21 protein-coding genes are annotated in these 22,638 nt (G+C 72.1%); 18 read left to right on the top strand and 3 right to left on the bottom strand.

Annotation, left to right across the window (positions count from 1 at the left end; genetic code table 11):
- Positions 1–16: 16 nt before the first annotated feature.
- Genes MHO01S_RS04200 through MHO01S_RS16220 form a run of 3 tightly spaced genes read left to right on the top strand, consistent with a single transcriptional unit; the run spans position 17 to position 2,926 of the window.
- Positions 17–1,327 carry a UDP-glucose dehydrogenase family protein gene (locus MHO01S_RS04200; protein ID WP_060960296.1) on the top strand — a complete coding sequence of 437 codons (1,311 nt, stop codon included), beginning with the start codon at positions 17–19 and terminating at the stop codon, positions 1,325–1,327.
- 10 nt (positions 1,328–1,337) lie between these two features.
- Entirely contained in the window at positions 1,338–1,577 is a 240-nt protein-coding gene (locus MHO01S_RS04195) for a hypothetical protein (protein WP_060960297.1), read from the top strand.
- The gene (locus MHO01S_RS16220; protein ID WP_082734217.1) at positions 1,574–2,926 is read left to right on the top strand and encodes an HNH endonuclease signature motif containing protein; all 1,353 of its coding nucleotides are present in this window, start codon (positions 1,574–1,576) and stop codon (positions 2,924–2,926) included. The genes MHO01S_RS04195 and MHO01S_RS16220 overlap by 4 nt, the downstream gene beginning before the upstream one ends.
- Before the next feature lie 78 nt (positions 2,927–3,004).
- On the opposite strand, the gene MHO01S_RS04185 is transcribed toward MHO01S_RS16220, so the two are convergent.
- Positions 3,005–3,400 (bottom strand): hypothetical protein, encoded by a 396-nt coding sequence (locus tag MHO01S_RS04185; protein WP_060960298.1) that lies wholly within the window; start codon positions 3,398–3,400, stop codon positions 3,005–3,007.
- A gap of 47 nt (positions 3,401–3,447) precedes the next feature.
- On the opposite strand from MHO01S_RS04185, the gene MHO01S_RS04180 reads away from it, so the two are divergent.
- A complete protein-coding gene (locus tag MHO01S_RS04180; protein ID WP_060960299.1) occupies positions 3,448–4,203 on the top strand; it encodes a DeoR/GlpR family DNA-binding transcription regulator in 756 nt (251 codons plus the stop codon).
- A gap of 43 nt (positions 4,204–4,246) precedes the next feature.
- On the opposite strand, the gene MHO01S_RS04175 is transcribed toward MHO01S_RS04180, so the two are convergent.
- Positions 4,247–5,341 (bottom strand): ATP-binding protein, encoded by a 1,095-nt coding sequence (locus MHO01S_RS04175; RefSeq protein ID WP_060960300.1) that lies wholly within the window; start codon positions 5,339–5,341, stop codon positions 4,247–4,249.
- Positions 5,342–5,657: 316 nt separating this feature from the next.
- Between MHO01S_RS04175 and MHO01S_RS04170 the strand changes: the two genes are divergently transcribed.
- The 9 genes from MHO01S_RS04170 to MHO01S_RS04130 all read left to right on the top strand — a co-directional run bounded on the left by MHO01S_RS04170 (position 5,658) and on the right by MHO01S_RS04130 (position 16,369).
- Positions 5,658–6,335 (top strand): response regulator transcription factor, encoded by a 678-nt coding sequence (locus MHO01S_RS04170; RefSeq protein ID WP_231735150.1) that lies wholly within the window; start codon positions 5,658–5,660, stop codon positions 6,333–6,335.
- Entirely contained in the window at positions 6,332–7,468 is a 1,137-nt protein-coding gene (locus tag MHO01S_RS04165; protein ID WP_061781872.1) for a sensor histidine kinase, read from the top strand. The genes MHO01S_RS04170 and MHO01S_RS04165 overlap by 4 nt, the downstream gene beginning before the upstream one ends.
- Before the next feature lie 326 nt (positions 7,469–7,794).
- Positions 7,795–8,052, top strand: a complete 258-nt coding sequence (locus MHO01S_RS04160) for a hypothetical protein (RefSeq protein WP_060960302.1) — start codon at positions 7,795–7,797, stop codon at positions 8,050–8,052.
- Entirely contained in the window at positions 8,049–8,744 is a 696-nt protein-coding gene (locus MHO01S_RS04155; protein WP_060960303.1) for a response regulator transcription factor, read from the top strand. The genes MHO01S_RS04160 and MHO01S_RS04155 overlap by 4 nt, the downstream gene beginning before the upstream one ends.
- Positions 8,745–9,192: 448 nt before the next feature.
- Entirely contained in the window at positions 9,193–9,873 is a 681-nt protein-coding gene (locus tag MHO01S_RS16615; protein ID WP_060960304.1) for a cohesin domain-containing protein, read from the top strand.
- Positions 9,870–11,693, top strand: a complete 1,824-nt coding sequence (locus MHO01S_RS04145) for an amidase family protein (RefSeq protein WP_061781871.1) — start codon at positions 9,870–9,872, stop codon at positions 11,691–11,693. The genes MHO01S_RS16615 and MHO01S_RS04145 overlap by 4 nt, the downstream gene beginning before the upstream one ends.
- Positions 11,694–11,777: 84 nt before the next feature.
- Positions 11,778–12,791, top strand: a complete 1,014-nt coding sequence (locus MHO01S_RS04140; protein ID WP_157553726.1) for a right-handed parallel beta-helix repeat-containing protein — start codon at positions 11,778–11,780, stop codon at positions 12,789–12,791.
- 87 nt (positions 12,792–12,878) lie between these two features.
- Positions 12,879–14,114 carry a glycosyltransferase gene (locus MHO01S_RS04135; RefSeq protein ID WP_060960307.1) on the top strand — a complete coding sequence of 412 codons (1,236 nt, stop codon included), beginning with the start codon at positions 12,879–12,881 and terminating at the stop codon, positions 14,112–14,114.
- On the top strand, positions 14,111–16,369 hold the full coding sequence (locus tag MHO01S_RS04130; RefSeq protein ID WP_061781870.1) for a right-handed parallel beta-helix repeat-containing protein: 2,259 nt from the start codon (positions 14,111–14,113) through the stop codon (positions 16,367–16,369). The genes MHO01S_RS04135 and MHO01S_RS04130 overlap by 4 nt, the downstream gene beginning before the upstream one ends.
- Here MHO01S_RS04130 and MHO01S_RS04125 read toward each other — a convergent pair.
- A complete protein-coding gene (locus tag MHO01S_RS04125) occupies positions 16,366–16,845 on the bottom strand; it encodes a VanZ family protein (protein ID WP_060960309.1) in 480 nt (159 codons plus the stop codon). The two genes, MHO01S_RS04130 and MHO01S_RS04125, sit on opposite strands and share 4 nt — an antisense overlap.
- Positions 16,846–16,980: 135 nt before the next feature.
- Between MHO01S_RS04125 and MHO01S_RS04120 the strand changes: the two genes are divergently transcribed.
- The 5 genes from MHO01S_RS04120 (at position 16,981) to glmM (ending at position 22,457) form a co-directional block, all read left to right on the top strand.
- The gene (locus MHO01S_RS04120; RefSeq protein ID WP_255266062.1) at positions 16,981–18,678 is read left to right on the top strand and encodes a sensor histidine kinase; all 1,698 of its coding nucleotides are present in this window, start codon (positions 16,981–16,983) and stop codon (positions 18,676–18,678) included.
- Positions 18,679–18,824: 146 nt separating this feature from the next.
- The gene (locus MHO01S_RS04115; RefSeq protein ID WP_060960311.1) at positions 18,825–19,763 is read left to right on the top strand and encodes a UTP--glucose-1-phosphate uridylyltransferase; all 939 of its coding nucleotides are present in this window, start codon (positions 18,825–18,827) and stop codon (positions 19,761–19,763) included.
- 372 nt (positions 19,764–20,135) lie between these two features.
- The gene (gene rplM / locus MHO01S_RS04110) at positions 20,136–20,582 is read left to right on the top strand and encodes a 50S ribosomal protein L13 (protein WP_060960312.1); all 447 of its coding nucleotides are present in this window, start codon (positions 20,136–20,138) and stop codon (positions 20,580–20,582) included.
- Between the two features lie 27 nt (positions 20,583–20,609).
- Complete coding sequence (gene rpsI / locus MHO01S_RS04105; RefSeq protein ID WP_060960313.1) at positions 20,610–21,107, top strand: 30S ribosomal protein S9; 498 nt, start codon at positions 20,610–20,612, stop codon at positions 21,105–21,107.
- Between the two features lie 6 nt (positions 21,108–21,113).
- Positions 21,114–22,457 carry a phosphoglucosamine mutase gene (glmM, locus tag MHO01S_RS04100; protein WP_060960314.1) on the top strand — a complete coding sequence of 448 codons (1,344 nt, stop codon included), beginning with the start codon at positions 21,114–21,116 and terminating at the stop codon, positions 22,455–22,457.
- The last annotated feature ends 181 nt before the right edge of the window (positions 22,458–22,638 follow it).

The raw sequence follows: 22,638 nt of genomic DNA, 5'->3' as shown, positions 1-22,638 counted from the left end.
CCCAACAGGAGCTCCTATGAAGCTGTCCGTCATCGGTTGTGGTTATCTCGGCGCGGTCCATGCTGCCGCCATGGCATCCATCGGTCACGAGGTCGTCGGCATCGACGTCGACGAGCGCAAGATCGCCGCCCTGTCGAAGGGGGAGGCGCCGTTCTTCGAGCCCGGTCTGCAGGAGATCCTCACCGCCGGGATCGCGTCGGGCAACCTCAGGTTCACCACCGACATGGCCGACGCGGCCGGCGCGAAGGTGCACTTCGTGGGCGTCGGCACGCCGCAGCAGAAGGACAGCTACGCCGCCGACCTCACGTATGTGAACGCGGCGTTCGACGGTCTGCTGCCCTACCTCGCACCCGGCGACATCGTCGCGGGCAAGTCGACGGTCCCGGTCGGAACGGCCGCGAGCCTCGCGCCGCGGGTGTCGGCGACCGGAGCGACGCTGGTCTGGAACCCGGAGTTCCTCCGTGAGGGGTATGCCGTCCAGGACACCGTCGACCCCGACCGCCTCGTCGCGGGCGTCCCCGCCGGTGACGAGGGAGAGGTCGCGGCATCCGTGCTGCGCGAGGTCTACCACCCCTCCGTCGCCAAGGGCACGCCGTTCATCGTCACCGACTATGCGACCGCCGAACTCGTCAAGGTGTCGGCGAACGCCTTCCTCGCGACCAAGATCAGCTTCATCAACGCCATGGCCGAGATCGCCGAGGTGACCGGAGCCGACGTGACCCAGCTCGCCGACGCCATCGGCCACGACGCCCGCATCGGCCGGCGCTTCCTCGGCGCCGGCATCGGCTTCGGCGGCGGGTGTCTGCCGAAGGACATCCGCGCCTTCTCCGCGCGAGCCGAGGAGCTCGGCCGGGGCGAGTCGGTGGCGTTCCTGCGACAGGTCGACGAGATCAACCTGCGACGCCGCGACCGCGCCGTGCAGCTCGTCGTGGATGGTCTCGGCGGCTCGGTCTACGAGAAGAACGTGACGGTGCTCGGCGCGGCGTTCAAGCCGCACTCCGACGACATCCGCGACTCGCCCGCACTCGACGTCGCCGTGCGCCTGCACGGCCTCGGTGCGAACGTGACCGTGACCGACCCCGCCGCGATCGAGAACGCGCGGCGCATCCACCCTCAGCTGACCTACGTCGACGACCGCGACGACGCCATCCGCGATGCGGATGCGCTCGTCCTCGTGACCGAGTGGGACGAGTACCGCCGCGAGCTGCCGCCGGAGCACGCGTCGTCGCTCACCGCGGGGCGCGTGGTCGTCGACGGGCGCAACGGGCTCGACGCCGCCGCCTGGCGCGCCGCGGGCTGGACGTACTACGGGATGGGGCGCCCCTAAGCCGCATGCCGTGACGGAGGAGTCCCGACGGCGCCGCTCTCGCGGAACGGCGGAGTCCGTCGCCGCGACGAGGTGGCGGGAGTGGTGGGATGCGGTCTCGGCCGGCGCGCTGGTCGCTGTGTCGGTGATCCTCGCCGTCATCATCTGGGCGAAGCCTCTGCCGGACGCGTCGCCGCCCCGCGCCGCGACCGGCGTGCTCGTCCGGACATTCGAACGAATGTCCGAGGGTCGCGGCATGATGGACGCATGACGGAGTTCACGCCGGGGGGCGTCTTCCAGGCTGATGCGGGCGGCGGGTACGTGACCGCGCTTGCCGGCCTCGTATCCGACGCCGAGGGGGTGGCGGCAGCGTTGACGCAGGCGCAGGTCGCCGAGGTCCGGATGCTGGCGCGCGCCGGTCGACTCGCGGAGCGTGAGGCGGCCGGCCGGCGCGGATCGGTGCGGGAGCACGACATGGTGCTGCGCTCGATCGCCGCGGAGCTCGGCGGGGTGCTGCGGGTGACCGACCGCACGGTGCAGCAGCGCATCGGTGAGGCGCGCGAGCTCGTCGAGGGCTTTCCGGCGACGCTCGACGCCTGGGAAGGGGGAAGGATCACGCGCGGCCATGTCCGCGTGATCGTCGACGCGGGCGCGGTGGTTCCCGTCGATCGGCGGCCCGACTTCGAGGCCGAAGCGATCCGGCGCTGCGAGGGCGACACTCCCAACCGGGTCCGCGCCGCCGTCGAGATCCTCGCCGAACGCGCGGCGGAACGTACCTTCACCGACCGGCACCGTGACGCGAGCGCCGGCCGACGGGTTCGCGTCGTTCCCGGCGCGCACGGGATGTCCGACGTCGTCGCCACCGTGCCGACGGTGATCGCCGACGGCATCCTCGATCGGCTGACCCGGCAGGCGACCGTGATCGTCGATGCCCGCGAGCCGGGCGACGACGACCCGCGTTCGGTGGACCAGATCCGCGCCGACGTGCTGAGCGACCTGCTCCTGACCGCCACGCCCGCCCTCGACCCCACCGCCCACGGCGACGGCCCCGGTGTGCTGGGCGGCATTCGTGCGCAGGTACAGGTGGTGGTGCCGGTCCTCGCGCTCCTCGGAGCGGACGAGGGCCCGGTCGACCTCGTCGGGCGTACCCCGGTGGATGCCGAGACGGAGCGGTGTCTCGCGGCCAACGCCCCCAGCCTCTCGCGCGTGCTCACCGACCCGATCGACGGCACGGTCGTCGCGGTCGACCGCTACCGGACGCCCTGGCCGCAGCGGCGGTTCCTGCGGGCGCGCGATCAGCACTGCCGGTTCCCCGGATGCCGGCGGGCGGCGATCCGCTGCGAGATCGACCACACCGTCGATGCGGCCCGAGGCGGACCCACCGCGCTCTGGAACCTCGCGCACCTCTGTCAACGACATCATTCGATGAAACAGTTCACCCCCTGGGCGGTACGACAGCGCGGGAGGGGAGTGCTCGAATGGACCTCGCCGACGGGGCGGGTCTACCGAGAAGATGCGCCGACTCCGCTCGTCGCCTTCGTGGCCGATGCCGTCGCGCCGCCCACGAGAACGTCCCCGCCGGGCCGCAACGCGACCGCCGTCGTGGCGGCACCGTTCTGAGCGTCGACGTCGGGTCGTGAGTGGGCTGGATGCCGCGTGGTCCCGAGGGGGCTGCCGTCGCGCACGTCCGCGACGGCCTCAGGCGCGGCGTTCCTGTCCCGCTGACGGCGCCACCCCGGGCACGTCCTCGAGGGCGTAGTACACCGGGAGGCCCCTCGCCTCGGCGATCGCGACGTCCTGGTCGGCTCCCCGGGACGCGCCGGGAAGGCGCAGCACCGCATCGCACCGCTGCAGCAGGCGCTCCGCCGTCGGGTACATGACCTGCGCGGCAAGCGGATCGGTCGGTCCCGACGCGCCGGCGCTCTCCAGCACCGGCAATGCGACCCACTCGCCGATCATCGGCACGTGCCCCGCCTGGAACAGCGGCCAGGCCGCCGTCTCCAGGCGTTTCAGGTTCTGCGCCATCCGGGCGGGGTCGCCGTCGGTGCCCGATGCGTACGGGCCGGCGATGAGGATCATGAGAGATGCGGTCATGTCGGCTACAATACGACAACAACGTGCAAAAACAAGAAGGAACGTGAATGCTCGCTGCCGCCCGCAGAGACCTGCTGCTCGATCGCCTCCGCCGCGACGGTCGCATCGTCGCCAAGGAGATCGCCGCGGAGCTCGGCCTGTCCGAAGACAGCATCCGCCGCGACCTGCGCGACCTGGACGCCGCGGGTCTCGCCGTCCGCGTGTACGGCGGCGCCCTGCCGGCATCCCCGGCCGTCGTCGACTACGCCGCCCGCACCGGCGTCGCCCCCGACAGCAAGCGGCGGGTCGGGGCGGCCGCGGCAGCCCTCATCGAACCGGGCGCGACGGCCATCCTCGACGGCGGCACCACGAGCCTCGCCCTCGTCGCCGCACTCCCGCGCGCCCAGCCGGGCACGATCATCACCCACAGCCCGACGATCGCGGCGGCACTGCTCGACCACGCGGTCGACGTCTTCCTCATCGGCGGCCAGCTCTTCAAGCACTCGGCGGTCGCGTGCGGCGCCGCCGCTGTCGAAGCGGCGAACCGCATCAGCGCCGACCTCTTCTTCCTAGGAGTGACCGGCATCCATCCCACCGCGGGACTCACGACCGGTGACGCCGACGAGGCCGCCATGAAGCGCACCCTCGCCGCGCGCGCCGCCGACACCTACGTGCTCGGCAGCGACGAGAAGATCGGCACCGCCTCGCGCTACGGCGTGCTCGGCCTCGACGCCGTCACGGCGATCATCGCCGACATCCCCGACACCGACCCCGGCGCCCGTGAGCTCGTGGCGGCCGGGGTCGCCCTCATCCACACGCGGTGAGGCGCGGCGCACGAACCCCCGCCGCCTCCCCGCCCGTAGGGCCTCACACCGCGATCATCACGAGACTCGCGATCGTCCCCACCGGGTGGTCGGGTCGCACCGACAGCGTCGCCTGATTGGCGCGCACGACGTTGCGCCGGGCGGTGCCCGGGGCCGCCTCCTCCGGCGCCGGCCCGCCCGTCAGCTGCGCCAGCTCGCGGCGACGCTGATCGTGGCTCGTGTGGAGTCCGTCGTCGCTCACCGAGACGGTCGTGCGGTGGTGGTCCCGGTGCGCCCGCACCACCACCTTCCCCGCCGTGGCGCAATGGCCGATCGCGTGGGAGAGGAGATCGGCGAGCACCTGACGCAGCTCCGCCTGCTCGAAGCGCACCCGCCCGCATCCCTCGTCGATCACCTGGAGCGTGACGCCCCGCGCCGCCGCGACGGCCAGGAAGACGGAGCACACGTCGGCCAGGGCCGAGGAGAGGTCGGCCGGCGGAATCGATCGGGCGATGTCTTCGCGGGCCGTGCGGAAGAGGTCGTCCACCGTGTCGACGAGCTGACCGGTCACCCGCGTCAACCGCTCGCCGATCTCCCCCAGATGGGCATCCGTCTCCAGCAGCTCGGCGTAGCCGGCCACCGTCGTCAGGTGTCCGCGCAGGCGGTGTGCCGCGTCACGGAGGAAGTCGTCGCGGATGCGGGCCGCCTCGAACATCACCGTCATGTCGCGTGCGACGATGACCGCCCCGCGGCGGGTGCCGCGCGCGTCCGCGTAGGGCCGGGCCGTGATCGACATCGCCCGCTGGTCGTCGCCCTCTCCCACCCACGTCGTATAGGGGATGCGGGAACCGGCGTGCGTGACGTGGTGCAGCAGGGGAGGGCCGACGGTGATCGGGGTCACGCGGTCGGCATGGAAGAACCGCAGATCGCGGTACTCCGCGTCGGCGCGGATCCGCTCCGGCAGGCCCGCCCGGGCGAAGGCCTCGCGGGCCGCAGCGTTGAGGCGCACCGGGATGCCGCGCTCGTCGGTCACGACGACGGCATCACTGACCGCATCGCTGACCGTCGCGAGGACGGACGCGTCGCTCGCGGCGGCGTGACGTGTCCGCCGACCCCGAGAAGAGGCCGGCTGGTTCGCGCTCCTGCTCGCCAGATTCATGGGTCCCATCCCGTGCTCGCCACGGACTTCCTCCCTCCCCGGTTCTAGCAGAGCGTCGGCGCGGACCTCGCTCTGCGCCGCCCGCCCCTAGGTGGAATCACCGAGCGAATCTGCGCTTCTCCGCCCGAGGACGCCGTGTTCTGCCGACTTTTCGACCGGCGCGTCGAAGCGGATGCGTGACAATGGTGCGCGGCGGGGGAGACGTCGACAGGAGACCTCACATGCGACAAGCGCGCCCCCGACTCTCGTGCCCGCGGCATCCGCGCACCTCGGGCACCTCCACTCTGGTTCCGCGTCCCGCCTCCGTGCCGCGGCCGTGAACGGGCGCCTGCCGACCCTCGACGTGATGGTCGTCGAGGACCAGCCGCTGTTCCGCGAGATGCTCGCGGTGCTCCTGGGCGAGCAGAAGGGTCTGCGCGTGGCGGCGGTCGCGCGCAGCGCCGAAGGCACCCGCGTCGTCGACGTCCGCAGCCTCGACGTCGCCCTCCTCGACCTCCGACTGCCGGACGGCGACGGGATCAGCCTCGGCCGCGAGCTCCGCCGCCGTCGTCCCGGTCTCGGGGTGCTGATCCTCTCGGCCTCCGACTCGATCAGCACCCTCCTGGAGGTGCCGGGCGCCGAAGCGGCGGGCTGGGGCTTCCTCTCGAAGAACTCCTCGCTCTCGGCATCCGCGCTCGTGTACGCCATCCGCGCGGTCGCGGCCGGGCGCGCGGTGCTCGACCCCGCGATCCGCGCGCAGCGCGAGGTGCGGCGGAACAGCCCGCTGTCGCGCCTCAGCGCCCGGCAGTACGAGGTGGTCGCCCTGGTGGCCGAGGGGCTCACCAACGCCGCGATCGCCGACCGTCTCGGCATCTCACCGCGGTCGGTCGACGCGCACCTCAACGTCGCGTACGCGGTGCTCGGACTTCCCGCCAGCCGCGAGCGCAACCCGCGCGTCGAGGCGGTGCGCAGCTATCTGGAGCACACCGCGTCGCCCTGGACAGCCGGAGGATGAGCGGCGCGTCGCAGTCGCGCCATCCCTCGTCGGATGCCGCGACGGACCATCGCATCGCGCTGGTCGCGACCGCCGCAGCCACCGTCGCCATCACGCTGTACACCAGCCTGCAGTCGGTGCTGCTGCGCACCTGGGGCAGCGACGTCGGGGTCGCCGCGCCGGCCACGGCGGCCGTCGTCGCGCCGATCGCCATGCTGGCCGCCGTCCACGTGCTGCGCCCCGAGCGCTATGGGCTCCTCGCGCGCTGCGGACTCGTCCTCGTGCTGGCCCTCGGCGCCGCCCTCACCCTGGCGGGGGTCCGCGTCGTCATCTCCCTGCTCGCCGCCGACGACGCGGGCACCTCGGTCGGGGCGGGCGAGTTCGCGAGCGCGACCCTCGCCGCAGCTTGCGCGATCGGATTGGGTCTCGTGCAGGTCGACGTGGCCCGCCGCATCCGCCATGCCGAGCGCGGGCAATCCGTCGCGCAGGCCCGGGCGGCGGGGCTCGTCGCCGAGCTGCAGGAGGAGGAGCTGCGTCTCCGGTACGAACTGGCCGAGACCATTCACGGCAGCGTGCAGGGCACGTTCGTCGTGATCGAGACGAGGCTGCGCCACCTCGCCGCGGGTGTGCGGCCGCGCGACGAGGACGGTGCGGCCGAGCTCACCGCCATCGCTGGGCAGCTCGAACGCCTGCGGGAGAAAGAGCTGCGGGCGCTCAGCGCTCGGCTCTACCCGGTCGACCTCGAGCGCGGACTGGCGCCCGCCGTGCGCGCCCTCGTCGTGCGCCTGCCGCCCTCGGTGGCCGTGCGGGCGCCCGCCGCCGATGTGCTCGCGACGGTCGAGCACCGGCTGTCGCACGAGGCGAGGGTGCTCGTCATCCGCGTCATCGAGGACGCCCTCTCCAACGCGCTGCGTCACGGCGGCGCCGACGAGATCACGATCGACGCGCGGGCCGATGCCGATCACCTCCGGGTCGCCGTCCGCAACAACGGCGCTCCGCCCCGTCCCGATGCGCCGTGGTCCGGGCTCGCGCGGTTGCGCCGCCGGGCGGAGGTGCTCGGCGGCGAGCTGACCCTGGTCGCGGGAGCCGGCGCGCGCCCGTCGCCGGGTGCGCGGCTGACGCTCCGGCTCCCGTTGGAAGACCCGCCGCGCTGACGGTCGCGCCGTGGTCGACGCGACCACGCGTCCGGGCGCGCCGCGGGATGCCGCCGCCGACGGTCCGTGGGAGCGCTCACGGATCGACGCGGCCGCCGCGCCCGCCCGGAGCGCTAGGTGATTTCACGTAAAACTCTCGTGAAATCGCGGCGTTCGGTCGGATGCCTGTTTCGGCCTGCGCCACAATGATCCTGCGCGAGGTCATGGGGCCCCGCGTGACCCCTCCGTCCTTGCGAACGGAGCACTCGCGACGCCGCGCAACCCGCTCGATCGGGGTGCGCGCGTGTGCCCGTGGCGGGTCGTGCCTTGGGGAAAGAGGACCAACGATGAGCCGAGCAGGCGGCGCCCGTATCGTCGAGATCTACGTCGACGCGCACTGGCAGACGGCGCCGGCCCGCCGCTACCTCGACCCTCCCACCGCGCGTCAGCTGCGCCTGGAGGGGATCACGATGGTTCGGGTCGTGCCGAGCCTGTGGAGTCGGGTCACCGGTCGCTCGGCCGGCCTGGTCGGGCGGGACATCTCGGTCGCCCGCTACCTCGCCACCACGACGCATCGTGGCGACGACGCCTCCCCACCCGCGTGACGGAGGGTCGGCGACCGCTGCGGGTGCTCGTGGTCGAGGGTCAGCCCCTGTTCCGCGATCTTCTCGCGGGTCTCGTCGACCAGCAGCACGACATGCGCACGGTGCGCGCCTGCGCCTCGATGGATGACGCGCTCGCCGCGACCGACCGTGCGATCGATGTCGCTCTGCTCGGGCCGCGCCTGCCCGACGGCGACGGGATCTCGCTCGGGCACGCGCTGCGCGCGCGCTCACCGCGGCTCGGCATCATCGTGCTGTCGGCGCCGGACGTGCACGACCAGCTGCGGGAGGTGCACTGCTCGGAGACCGCCGGATGGGGCGTGCTGTCCAAGAACCTGTCGCTGACGGCATCCGCGCTCGTCTACGCCATCCGCTCCGTGGCGGAGGGGCGCAGCGTGCTCGACCCCGCCATCCGCGCCGAGCGCGCGACGCGTCGCAACAACCCGCTGAGCCGCCTCAGCCCGCGCCAGCGCGAGGTCCTCGCTCTCGTCGCCGACGGGCTGAGCAACGCCGCCATCGCGCGGCGGCTCGCGATCTCGCCGCGTTCGGTCGAAGCGCACCTGCGGACGTCCTACGCCCTGCTCGGCGTCGGGTCCGACCCCGAGCGCAACGCCCGCGTCGAGGCCGCGCGCCGGTATCTCGCGCACGCGGGAGTGACGCCGTTGCCCGGTGCAGGTGAGATTCCTCTCATCTAGCCCCACAACGGGTCCCGCATCGTCGATGATGAGCATGCCCCATCCCCACCAGCGATGTGACCCCACACATCGCCCGGGAAGACGGTCGCCCTGCCCCTGCCGGGGGGCTGCGGCGGGGCGACCGTATCCACTCCGCTCGCCTGCGGCGCACGCGCCGCCTCCCGAGCGTCTGAGAACCCCGTCTCCCGAGACGTCGGAGACCTCCTCTTCCTTAGCGTCGGAGAACCCCGCCGGTCGTGCGGAAACGCGATCGTCATCTGATGAAACCCGAACGACATCCGGTTTTGGGAGGGTGCGAGGACCCCCCCCGGACGCGCCGATGCGACTCGCAGCACTGGCGCGTCGGCCGTCCTCTCGCCCTCCCGAAAGGACGTCTCCTCGCATGCCCGCACCACAGCACAGAGAAACCGCACGGCGCGCCCGCGCTCGTGCCGCTCTCCTCACGGCGGTGACGCTCTCGCTCACCGCCGCGGCCGGGCTCTTCGCCCCGACCGCCACCGCCGCATCGGACCCCGCGGTCACACTCGCATCGCCGACGACGGCCACCGCCGGCGACGTGATCAGCGTCACGATCGCGGCCGACGCCGTGAGCGACCTCTACGCCTACGAGCTGACCCTGCAGTTCGATCCCGCGCTGCTCGCGTACGACGACGGCTCCGCCGTGTTCCCGGCGGGCGGCTACGACGCGGCCACCCCGACGAGCGGTCAGGTGACGATCACCCACACCCGCCTCGGCTCCTCGCCCGGCCTCACCGGTCCGCAGAGCCTCGTCACGCTCGCCTTCACGGTGCTCGCCGGGGGCCAGACCACCGCGCTCACCCCCACGGCCATCACTTTCGTCGCGAGCGACGGTGCCTCCACCGCGGTCACGCCTCCCGCGGCCGCGGTGATCGCCCTCGACGCCGCGCCCGTCGTCGAGCCCGGCACCCCCGACCCGGAGACCTCCGTTTCGCCCTCGGCCACCCCGGTCGTCGCGGACAGCGGCGACACGTCGAGCGACCCGCTCGCCTCCACCGGTGCCGACGCCGCGCCGTTCCTCGTCGGCGGTGCGCTCGCCGCGGCCGTCATCGCGCTCGGCATCGTCCTCATCGTCCGTCGCGCCACCACCACGAAGGAGTCCCTGCGATGACCGCGCTCACCCCTCGCTCCCGCCGGATCGTCGCGGCCGCCACCGTCGTCGCGGCCGCATCCGCCCTCACCGTCGCTGCGCCCGCCTCCGCGGCGGAGGCGCCGCCCGCCGTCGCGCCGATGCTCGCGCCGTACTACACCGAGCTCGATCTCACCGGCGATGCGCAGGTGACCGCGGCCGACCTCGAGGTCGCGGCCGCAGCGCTGGGTGCGACGACGGCGGATGCCGCGTGGGCCACCGTCGGACGCATCGATCTGGATGCCGACGGCCGCCTCACGGTGAAGGACCTGGCGGCCCTCTCGCACCGCATGATCTACGACGACGGCCCGTTCGAGCTCGTCGAGGCCTCGGTGATCGACATGCAGGCGGCCATGAACGCCGGCGTGACGACATCGGTCGCGCTGACGCAGGCATACCTCGACCGCATCAGCGCCTACGATCGCACGGTCGTGGCGGGGGCGACGCGGCCGCTCAACTCGATCATCACGGTGAGCTCCGTGGCGCTGGACGCGGCGGCCAAGGCCGACGCCGAGCGCGCGGAGCACGGAATGACCAGCATGCTGCTCGGGGTCCCGATCGCCCTCAAGGACAACTACGACACCGTCGACATGGTCACCACGGGCGGCTGCGGCTGCTGGAACGACAACCAGACCTCGACGGATGCGGCGATGGTCGCCGGACTGCGCGCGGCGGGTGCCGTTGTGCTGGCCAAAGCCTCGCTCGACGAGTTCGCGTACGGCTTCGCGTCCGAGTTCTCCTCGTTCCAGGCCCCCGGGTCGACCCTGCTCGTCGCGTCGCCGTACGATACGACGAAGACCGCGGGCGGCTCCTCCGGAGGCACCGGCGCGGCGATCGCGGCGAACCTCGCCGGCATCGGCTTCGGAACCGACACGGGCGGCTCCATCCGCGTGCCCTCGTCGTACAACCAGCTCGTCGGTGTGCGCCCCACGGTCGGCCTCGCCAGTCGTGACGGCATCATCCCGCTGGCCCTCACCCAGGACACCGGTGGCCCGATCGCACGGTCGGTCGTCGACGCAGCGGTCGCCCTGGACGCCGTCGTGGGCGTGGATGCCGCCGATCCGGTCACTGCCCGTCAGGAGGGCAAGGTCCCCTCGTCCTACACCGCGGGGCTGTCGACGACCGCGCTGGAGGGAGCGCGCATCGGCTACGTCTCCTCGATGATCGGCTCGAACGCGACCACCGTCGCCCTGTTCGAGAAGGCGAAGGCCGAGCTGACCGCGCAGGGCGCGACGGTCGTGGAGATCACGCCTCCCGGCGCGTTCGCCGGGGTGCTGGGCGAGAGCTCGGGCTCGACCAACGAGTTCAAGCACGACCTCACTGCCTACGTCGCCACTCACCTGGCCCCCGACGTCGCCCAGCGCACCCTGGACGACATCCTGGCCGGCGGGAACTTCGTGACCTCGCGGCGGAGCACCTACGTGCAGCGCAACAGCGTCACGGACAGCGTCTATCAGGCGTGGGCCGGGCCGACCGGCAGCCACACCACCCAGCTCGCCGCCGGCAAGGTGCTCGTCACGCAGATGATGGACGACAACGACCTCGATGCGCTCATCTACCCGAGCACCAATGCCTACGGCACGATCGGCACGAACATGCGGCTGAGCCCCAACACGGGGATGCCGGCGGTGACGCTGCCGATGGGAAGCGCGGGAGCAGGCGAGGGCGGATCGAGCGCCGGCGTCAACCTCGAGTTCCTCGGGCGCGACTTCTCGGAGGGCAGCCTCCTCGGTCTCGCCTACGACTACGAGCAGGCGACGCACTTCCGCACGACGCCCACCCTCTACCCGGCACTCGGCTAAGACGTGTCCCGGGGGTTCCGGCGGGCGCGCCGGTCGGAACCCCCGGGCGCGGACCCGCGCGCCCGGGATGTCATACTCGTGCGCATGCGAACACGAGCCGCCGCGGCTGTCGCCGCGCTCGGTGTCCTCGCCGCCGCGCTCGCGGGATGCGCTCCGGACGCTCCCGGCTCCGCGGCCGGCGCGGCGATCGGTGCCTGCGGACCGCAGGCGCGGGCCGTCGATCCCTCGGCGGACGCCCTCCAGCGGGCACTCGACGACGCGCGACCCGGCGACGTGCTCGCGCTCGCCGCGGCCACCTATCGCGGCCCGTTCACGATCACGACCTCCGGCGCCGACGAGCCCATCACGCTGTGCGGCACGAGCGCGTCGGTGCTCGACGGGGGATCGGTCGACAGCGGCTACGCGTTGCACCTCGACCACGTCGCCGACTGGGTGCTCACCGGTTTCCGGGTGACCGGCGGGCAGAAGGGGATCGTGCTGGACGGTGTCGCCACGACGACCCTCACCGGTCTGGAGGTGTCCGGCACCGGCCAGGAGGCGGTCCACCTCCGCGCGGGCAGCAGCGACAACGTGATCGACGGACTGGTCATCCACGACACCGGCCGCTCCACGCCGGAGTTCGGCGAAGGCGTCTACATCGGCACCGCCGCATCGAACTGGTGCACCGTCACCGCGTGCGAACCCGACCGCAGCGACCGCAACCGGGTGACCGGCACCACCGTCTTCGACGTCACCGCCGAGGCCATCGACGTCAAGGAGGGCACGTCGGACGGCGTGATCAGCGGCAACACGCTCTCCATCGCGGATGCCGCCGCCGTCGACTCGGTGGTCGACCTCAAGGGCACCGGCTGGCTCGTGGCGGACAATCGCCTCACCGTCGCGGCAGGCGACGGCATCCAGATCCACAGCATCTCGACTCCGGTCGAGGTCCGCAGCGGTGCGTCGAACACCGTGTCACGGAACACCTTCGACCTCTCGGCATCCGCCGTCGCCGTCACCGTCGTCGGCGCCGCGCGGCGGGCGGGCAACACGGTCACGTGCGACAACGTGTCCGACGGCGCCTCGACCCCGCCGCCGATGTCGCCGTCCTGCCGCTGATTCCTGCCTGCGCGCGTGCGTGCGTGCGCGAACACGCCGTAGATATGCTGTGCACGATGTGGGGACCCCCGAAGCCCCGGAGGATCGATGGAACTGCTGACTCAGCATGCGCTCTGGATGCTGCCCTTCGGCGTGCTCGGGTTGATCTCCTGGTCGTTCTGGATCCTCCGCAAGGTGCTCGCGATGATGACGCGACCGGTCGTCAACGACTATCGCACCACCGTCACCGTCGTCGTGCCGTCGTACCACGAAGACCCCGACGTCCTCATCCGCTGCCTGCACACCTGGCATCGCCAGGGGCCCTCGCGGATCATCATCGTGCTCGACGTCGCCGACCTGGAGGCGAAGGCCAGGATCGACGCCCTGGCCCTCCGCGGCGTCGAGGCGGTGCTGTTCCACCACCACGGCAAGAGATCGGCCCTCGGTCACGGGATGCGGATGGTCGACACCGAGCTCGTCATCTTCGTCGACAGCGACACGGCGTGGGAGGAGGGGATGCTGGACGCGATCCAGATGCCCTTCATCGACCCCGCGGTCGGCGCCGTCAGCACGCGGCAGAACGTCTACCGCCCGCGGTCGAGCGTGTGGCGGCGGGTCGCCGACTGGATCATCGACCTCCGCTACTACGACTACGTTCCGGCCATGGCGCGCTACGGGGGCGTGATCTGCGCGTCCGGCCGCACGGCGGCGTATCGCGCGGCCGTGATCGTCCCGCAGGTCGAGCAGCTCGAGCACGAGGTCTTCTTCGGCCGAGAGTGCGTCGCCGGCGACGACGGGCGGATGACCTGGCTGGTGCTCTCGCAGGGGTTCCGCGTCACCCACCAGGACAATGCGCGCGCCCTCTCGATGTTCCCCTCCACCTTCCGCGCCTTCGTGAAGCAGCGGGTGCGGTGGAGCAGGAACTCCTACCGCTGCTACCTCACGGCCATCGGGAAAGGATGGGTGTTCCGCACGCCCTTCATCTCCCAGCTGACGATGATGCAGATCCTGATGACGCCGTTCACGATGGGAGTGGCGGTCGCCTACATCATCCTCTCGATCCGCTCGCCCCAACCCGCCCTCGCCCTCCTCCTGGCGTTCGTGTGGGTCGTCATCGGTCGCGGCATCCGCGGCGTCTCGCACCTCTGGCGTCGCCCCGAGGACATCGTGGTCCTGCCGCTCGTGGCCGCCGTCACGATCCTCATCGCCCTGCCGATCAAGGTCTACGCCCTGTTCACGATGAACAAGCAGGGCTGGCTCACCCGCTCCGCCACGCAGCAGGGCGGCGAGGGGCAGTCCGAGGCGAGTCTGGACGGCCCTCCGGCGGCGACGGCCACGTCATGAGCGCGCCCGACGGCTTCACCCGCGAAGAGCGCGGCGACACCACGCTCACGCGCCACGTGCTCGGGCGGGTGGTCGTGGTGTCGGCGATCGCCGTCTTCGTCCTCCTCATCGTTTTCGTCGGTCCCCTCATCCACCAGAAGGGGTACCCGTGGGATCAGGTGTCGCCGACGGCCGCGCCCGTGCCGACGCTTCCTCCGGGAACCGCCACCGCCGTTGCGACGGCGATGAGCGGCCTCGCCGCGCAGGTCACCGCCGGCACGTACGCGCCGCCCGTCGCCCCCGATCCCGCCGTCGCCGTCGCCCGCGAGGACGGACGCCTCGCGGGGCTGAGCCGCGTCGCGCCGGGCGACCCGGCGGCGCTCTCGACGTTCGGCACCGTCGTGCTCGCGGCCCGCGACGCGCCCTACGGACTGAGCGACCTCGTGGATGCCGGCGCCGCCGCCCCCGACGGGGAGAACACGTGGGCCCTCACGCGCAACGTCGTCGTCCGTGCCGGTGCCACCCTCTCCCTCGTGCAGCCGGGTGCGACGCTGCGGTTGCACAGCGGGTCGGACGGCTTCGTCAGCATCGTCGCCTGGGGCGGGTCGCTCGACCTGCACGGGGGCGCCGATGCGCCGCTCACGATCACGGGGTGGGATGCCGAGGCCGGCGCCCCCGACGACGCCACCGACGATGGGCGTGCCTACCTCCGCGTGCGCGACGGGGTGCTGACGATGTCCGACGTGCACGTGGACCACCTCGGGTTCTGGAGCGGACGCACCGGCGGGCTGGCCGTCACCGGCAGCGACACCGGATCGGCGCGGGCCGACCTCGCGCGGGTGTCCAGCGAGGACTCGCACTACGGGCTCTTCCTCTCGGGCGTCGTCGACACTACGGTGACCTCCTTCTCGTCGATCGCCGCCGAGGTCTCCGGCGTGGCCGTCACCGGCCAGTCGCAGCGCGTCGCGCTCTCGGGCGTGGACGTCGACGCGTCCGGCGACGACGGCATCCAGGTGGGCGGCGGCTCTTCGACCGTCGGCATCGGCGACGCGACCGTGCGCGATTCGGGCGAGTACGGCCTGCGCCTGAGCGGACGGGCGCTCGCGACGGGGCCGACGGCCGCCGGCTACGGCACCGACCGCAGCAGCGGGTTCGCCGTCAAGGGAGGAACGTTCGCGGACAACGCCCGCGGCGGACTGCTCCTCGAGGAGGCGGACGGCACGATCCTCACCGGCGTCACGGCCCGCGAGACCGCCGCCGCCGTGCGGGCCAACGGCCCCGCGAAACGCCTCGAGATCGTCGGCTGCGATCTCACCTCCTCGGCGGAGCCCGCCGTCGTCATCGCTGACGGCGTCGTGCCGGCCGTCGTCACCGGCAACGTCCTCCACGGGCAGGGGGCGGCGCTGCGCGTCGCGGCCTCGGTCGCCGACGTGGAACACAACGACATCACCGTCGGGCTCGGGAACGCGGTCGCCGTCGTGGGGGAGGGCCGCGTCACCGTCGCGAAGAACGTCCTCGGCGGCATCGGTCAGGATGCCGTCGCGACCTCGGACGGTGCCGCCCCGACCGTCCAGGGCAACGACACGCGCACGTGGGAGTTCCGTTCCGACTTCGTCACGTGGCTCAACGCCCACCCCATGGCGTGGATGTGGCTGTCGGTGCTCGTCATCCCCCTGGTCGGCGTGCCGCTGCTGTGGCGTCGGCGTGTGCGGCACCGGCAGCTCCGACGCCTGCTGGAGCAGGCGATCGTGCAGTACGGCCAGCAGCGGATCGCGGCCTACGGCGTCGATGGGACGGTGACATCGACGGAGGAGCCCGCAGCCGCTCCGGCGACGGCCCCGGCATCGGCCGAGCCCGCGGTCACCCCCGACGCGCCGGCCGAGCCCGTTCCGCAAGGACCTCGGACGCCGCCGCCCGCGCGGCCGCACCCGGCGCGACCGGCCACGAGCGCGCGCGCCTCTGTCTCCGCCGCCGCATCCGGGCCGTCACCGTCACCGTCGCCGTCACCGGGCATCGCGACGGACGCCGGCGCCGCATCCGGCGCGCCGGTAGCGCGTCCCCGCTCGCTCGCCGATCTGCGCACCGGCGCGCTCGCCGACCGCGACTTCGACTCGATGCGACAGTTCGCCGTGGCCGCCGTGCTCGAGGCGGGCTATCCGCTGTCGACCATCTCGCGGATGTTCCGCGTCCCCGCGTGGCGCCTGCAGACGTGGCTCGAGGAAGCGGTCGAGGAGGCCTCGCGCCCTCCGGAGCCCGGCGTCCGCCCGCGTCGCTAGCCGCGCCGCGGCGGCTCGGGAGCGTCCGCGGGCGGTCGCGTGCGTGCACGCGCGAGCCGCTCGGCGAGGGCGGCCAGCAGCATCCCCGCGCACGCACCCGCCGTGTTCGCCACGACGTCGAGCACGCTCGGCGTGCGGGCGGCGAGCGCGACCGCCTGGCCGGTCTCGATGACGACCGTCGTGAGGAACGCGATCGGCAGCACCATCCAGCGCCGGCGTCGCAGGATCACGGTCAGCAGGAACCCCAGCGGGACGAACATGACGATGTTCGCCACGAACTCGATCCGCGCGGAGGTCAGCGCGGGGAACAGCGCCGTCACCGCCCGCAGGAAGGGGCGCGCGCCAGAGTCGACGGGCACAGGCCAGAACGCGACGAGCGCCAGGGCGACCGCGTAGACCGACAGCCAGGCGAGGGGATCCCTCACGCGCGCCGCCCACCGGGTGCGGCGGTGTGCCGGAGCGGGCTCGTCCGTCATGTCAGGCTCCTCGAATCGGGGCCGCTCCGGTGCGACGGAATAGACGCTGGATTATAAGGAACTTCCTCTCCCCATCATGTAGACGAATGGCTACACTGACTACTACTTGGGGGTAGGAATGTTGGGGTGCACCTGATGGCCCGCGGTGGGTCGCGCACGATCAACGTCGTGTCAGCGTACTGGGATGCGGCGGGAAGCGGTCGTTTCTTCACGCGCTGGAGCGCCATCGTGTCGCTGCCGATCGCGACGCTCCTGCTCGTCCCGGTCGTCGACGGCCGTCCGGACGGTTACGGCCAGGGCGTCGCGGCCGCCGCGATGGCATGGACCCTGCTGGCACTGCCCGTCCTCGCCGTCGCCGCCGCCGAACGCCGCATGCGCGATCACCGTGCGCGCGGCATCCTCGTCACGACGACCCTCGTCGCCGTCGCCCTCGTCCGTCCGGTCCTGAACGAGATGCTCGTGGGCATCGTCTTCCACGGCCACTCGAACGGCGTGTGGCTCGCCCGCACCGGCACCAACCTCGTCGTCGCGTTCGGCCTCTTCTCCCTGATCGCGATCATCACGACCGAGTACTCCCAGACGCGGGCCACGGTCGACCGGCTCGCGCACGCCCTCGGTCGACTGGATGCCGCGAGCCAGCAGGTCCTGAACGACGAGCGGGATGCGCGACTGGTCGTGCGCGGCATGGTCGCCGAGCTGCGCACCGAACGCGACGCGATGCTCGCCGGCACCGTCGACTTCGACGCCGTCCGCGACTTCTCCGAGCGGGTGCGCACCGCCAGCCACCGCCTCGAGGAGCTGGCTGCGGCCAGCCCTCCGGTGCCTGCGCTGTGGACGCCGCGGCCGCTGTCGGCCGCGCGCCGCCGTGGCGTGGAGCGGCTGCACCCCACGCCGCTGCTGTGGGTCGGCGTCCTCTACCTCTTCATGTGCGCGCCGTTCCTGGTCACGCTGCCCGACGTCGTGGGTGTGCTCGCCGCGGCCGTCGCGGTCGTGCTCGTCGACCTCGCCGCCGGCGCCGTGCTGCGCGCGCTGCCGACGGCTGCGCCGCGCACCCGCGGCATCGCCTTCCTGCTGGTCTGGATCCTCGCCGGCGCCGCCACGACCGCCGTCGGACACCTGCTGCTGCCCGACACGGGCGCCATCATGCTGATCCCGCTGGTCGCGATGCCGCTCGCCGCGATCGTCCTGGCGCTCGCCATCGACACGCGCCGGCGCGCACGCGAGGAGGCGGCGCGCTCCACCGTCGAGCTCGCCCGCGCCGCGGGGGAGTTCGCCGACCGCACGCGCCGCGCGCAGCTGCCGCTGCTCCAGGCGGCATCCACCCTGCACGGACGGGTGCAGGGGCGGTGCGTGATCTTCGCGGCACACGTCGACGAGAACGCCCCGACGGCGCGGGAGATCGCGCGCTTCCGCTCCGAGACGGATCGCGCCCTCGACGAGGTCATCGCCCCGGTGCGCGCCGCCGAGATCGAGTCGGGCGGCGAGCTGCGACGCATGCTGGCGGGCTGGGAGCCCATCATGCATCTCGACACCCGCATCGACGACGGCGCCGTCGCTGCCGTCGAACGCTCCGAGGCGGCACCGATCGTCACCGAGGTCGTCAACGAGGCCCTCGTCAACGCGGTCAAGCACTCCGGTGCGCGCGCGGCGCGCATCGAGATCACGACAGGCGCCGACGGCGTGCTGCACGTGCGTGTCGCGTCCTCCGGCGCGCTGCCGCGCGCCGTCATGCCGATGCGCCCGTTCGCGGGTCGCACGCTCCTGTATCAGGAGGGCGACGACGTCGTGCTCGAGTCGATGATCCCGGCTCCGGCGCTCGCGGCGCACGCCTGAGTCCGCGCTCGTCGGCCACGTCCGCGCTCGTCATCGAGCCGTCGCATCCCCGTCACAGACGATGTGACGTCGTTCGCTATGCTCGCGATACGCGCGCGTCCCCGGACGCCTCGGAGCACACCCCCCTACGCCCCGCAGGAGATCGCATGTCCCCCCGTTACAAAGCCGTCATCCCCGCCGCCGGTCTCGGCACGAGGTTCCTTCCCGCCACCAAGGCGATGCCGAAGGAGATGCTCCCCGTCGTCGACAAGCCGGCCATCCAGTACGTCGTCGAGGAGGCGGTCGCCGCCGGCATCCGCGACGTGCTGATCATCGTCGGCCGCAACAAGAACAACATCGCCAACCACTTCGACTCGGTTCCCGAACTCGAGACGGCGCTGACGACGAAGGGCGACACGGCCAAGCTCGGCAAGGTCGCCCACTCCTCGCAGCTCGCCGACATCCACATCACGCGCCAGGGCGAGCCGCGCGGCCTCGGTCACGCCGTCTCCCGCGCCGCCTCGTACGTCGGCGACTGCTCCTTCGTCGTCATGCTCGGCGACGACCTGATCGACGAGCGCGACCCGCTGCTGCCGACCATGCTCGCGGTGCACGAGCGCACCGGCGGTGCGGTCGTCGCCCTGATGGAGGTCGACCCCGAACAGGTGCACCTCTACGGCGTGGCCACCGTCGGCGACCGCGACCCCGACGGCTCGTACCGGGTGCTCGATCTGGTCGAGAAGCCGTCCCGCGAGGAGGCGCCGTCGAACCTCGCGGTGATCGGCCGGTACGTGCTCGGCCCCGAGGTCTTCGGCGTGCTCGCGCACACCGCTCCCGGCAAGGGCGGCGAGATCCAGCTCACCGACGCCCTCCGCGAGCTCGCGGCCGACCCCGAGGGACCCGGCGTCTACGGCGTCGTCTTCAGCGGTCGCCGGTACGACACGGGCGACCGGGTCGACTACATCAAGGCGATCCTGCAGCTGGCCGTGGACCGCGACGACCTCGGACCCGAGCTACGACCCTGGATCAAGCAGTTCGCAGCGGGCCTCGCGGCGACGGATGTTTCTCCGGCCGGGGCTACGGTGCAGAGCCCCTCCGCCCGGTAGGCTGGTTACCGATAAACGCGGCGCCGTCACCGGCGTCCGCTGAAGATCCCTCAGCCCCCGGTAGTGTCCCCACACGACCGGTTGGCGGTCGCCGACCCCCCGCGTGCGGCCGCCGCGACCGAGGGGCCCGGAGTATCCCTTCGGCCCCTCGGTCGCCCTTTTTCTCACGGCGCCCGTCGCACGTCCGGTTTTGCCGCGGCATCCGCATGGCGTAGACTCTCCCTTTGGTGCTCGCGCTGCCTGCGGCCGGCACCGCGAACGTGAGCCCTCCACTGGCGTGTTCCCCTGCATCGTGCACCGTCACCGCGCAGCGAACCACCCCGGAGCGGGATTCACGAACCTCTCCGTTCGAATCAAGAAAGCAGCACTACTGTGACGCGCACCTACACCCCCAAGGCCGGTGAAGTGACCCGTGAGTGGGTCGTCATCGACGCGACCGACGTCGTCCTCGGACGCCTCGCCTCGCACGCCGCCGCCATCCTCCGCGGCAAGCACAAGCCCACCTTCGCGAACCACATCGACACCGGTGACTTCGTCATCGTCGTCAATGCCGAGAAGGTCGCCCTCACGGGTCAGAAGCTCCAGAAGAAGATGGCCTACCGCCACTCGGGCTACCCGGGCGGCCTCACGGCCACCTCGTACGCGGAGCTCCTCGAGAAGAACCCGGTCCGCGCCGTCGAGAAGGCGATCCGCGGCATGCTCCCCAAGAACAGCCTGGGCCGCCAGCAGCTGTCGAAGCTGAAGGTCTACGTGGGCGCCGAGCACCCGCACGCGGCCCAGCAGCCCACCCCGTACACCTTCGGCCAGGTCGCCCAGTAAGCGCGCCGAGAGACATAAGGACAACTCATGGCGAAGATCGCTGACTCCATCGAAGAGAACACCCTCGACAACGCGGAGAGCTACACCACCGAGAGCGCCCCGGTCGAGACCGCTGCCGCGCCCCGCCCGGTGCTGTCGGTTCCCGGTGCCGCCGTCGGCCGCCGCAAGCAGGCCATCGCGCGCGTCCGCCTCATCCCGGGCTCCGGCACCATCACGGTGAACGGTCGCACCCTCGAGGACTACTTCCCCAACAAGCTGCACCAGCAGCTCATCAACGACCCGTTCACGGTCCTCGACCTCGCCGGTGGCTACGACGTCATCGCGCGCATCTCCGGTGGGGGCCCCTCGGGCCAGGCCGGCGCGCTGCGCCTGGGCATCGCCCGTGCGCTCAACGAGATCGACGCCGAGAACAACCGCCCGACCCTGAAGAAGGCCGGCTTCCTCTCGCGCGACGCTCGCGTCAAGGAGCGCAAGAAGGCCGGTCTCAAGAAGGCCCGCAAGGCTCCGCAGTACTCGAAGCGCTAAAGCTTCATGGCGCTGTTCGGGACGGACGGTGTGCGGGGCCTGGCCAATGGCCCCCTCACCGCCGACCTCGCGCTCACCCTGGCCCAGGCGACTGCCGTCGTCCTGGGCCAGGGCCGTATCGCCGAGGCGCGCAAGGCCGCGGGAAAGCGGCTCACCGCCGTCATCGCGCGTGATCCTCGCGTGTCGGGCCAGTTCCTGTCCGCGGCGGTCGAGGCGGGTCTCGCCTCCTCCGGTGTCGACGTGCTCGATGCGGGAACGCTGCCCACGCCGGCCGCGGCCTATCTCATCGGCGACATCGACGCCGATTTCGGGGTCATGATCTCGGCGTCGCACAACCCGGCGCCCGACAACGGCATCAAGATCTTCGCGCGCGGCGGCGTCAAGCTCCCCGATCAGGTCGAGCGGCGCATCGAAGAGGCGATGTCGGGCGAGAAGCTGCGCCCGACCGGCGGCGACGTCGGTCGTGTGGTGCGTTTCTCGGATGCCGAGGACCGCTACGCGATCCACCTGCTCGCCTCCCTTCCCCACCGCCTCGACGGCCTGCACGTCGTTCTCGACTGCGCGCACGGCGCGGCATCCGGGGTCTCGCCCGAGACGTTCCGCAACGCCGGGGCGAAGGTCACCGTCATCGGCGCGGACCCCGACGGCATCAACATCAACGACGGCTACGGCTCGACGCACATGGAGCGTCTCGCCGCGGAGGTCGTGCGCACCGGCGCCGACGTCGGTATCGCCCACGACGGCGACGCCGACCGCTGCCTCGCGGTGGATGCCGACGGCACCCTGGTGGACGGCGACCAGATCATGGCGATCCTCGCCGTGGCGATGAAGCGCGACGGGCGGTTGAAGAACGACACGCTCGTCGCGACCGTCATGAGCAACCTCGGACTGCACCGCGCGATGGCCGCACAGGGCATCGCCGTCGAGCAGACGGCCGTCGGCGACCGCTACGTGCTCGAGCGCATGAACGAGGGCGGCTACTCGCTCGGCGGTGAGCAGAGCGGGCACGTCATCATGAGCCGCTACGCGACCACCGGCGACGGGGTGCTGACGGGGCTGCACCTGTGCGCCGAGATGGCCCGCACGGGCCGGTCGCTCGCCGAGCTCGCCGCGGTGATGACCGTGTTCCCGCAGGTGCTCATCAACGTGCGCGGCGTCGAGCGCTCGCGCGCGACCGACGCGGACGTCCTGGCGGGCGTGCAGGTCGCCGAAGCGGCCCTCGGCGACAGCGGACGGGTGCTGATCCGGCCCTCCGGCACCGAGCAGATGGTGCGGGTGATGGTCGAAGCGGCCTCGCAGGAGGACGCCCAGCGCATCGCCGACGAGCTCGCGGACATCGTCCGCGGCTGAACGCCGTGGGCGCCGCACGTTAAGCGTCTGTTAAACGTCGCCGCAGCAGTGGCGCCGCGATCGGCGGCGACTCTACCCTGGGCGTGCACTCACATGCCCATTCCCCGCGCCCTGACCCGACAGGGACGGGGTGCGACGGGTTTGACGACTGGGGTGCGCGACCCCTCCGTCGATGTCCCCC

Origin of the sequence: Microbacterium hominis NBRC 15708 (assembly GCF_001592125.1) — a bacterium.
Classification (GTDB): Bacteria; Actinomycetota; Actinomycetes; order Actinomycetales; family Microbacteriaceae; genus Microbacterium; species Microbacterium hominis.
The sequence above is the reverse complement of the archived record's forward strand: the minus strand, read 5'-3'. Positions and strand labels throughout refer to the sequence as shown.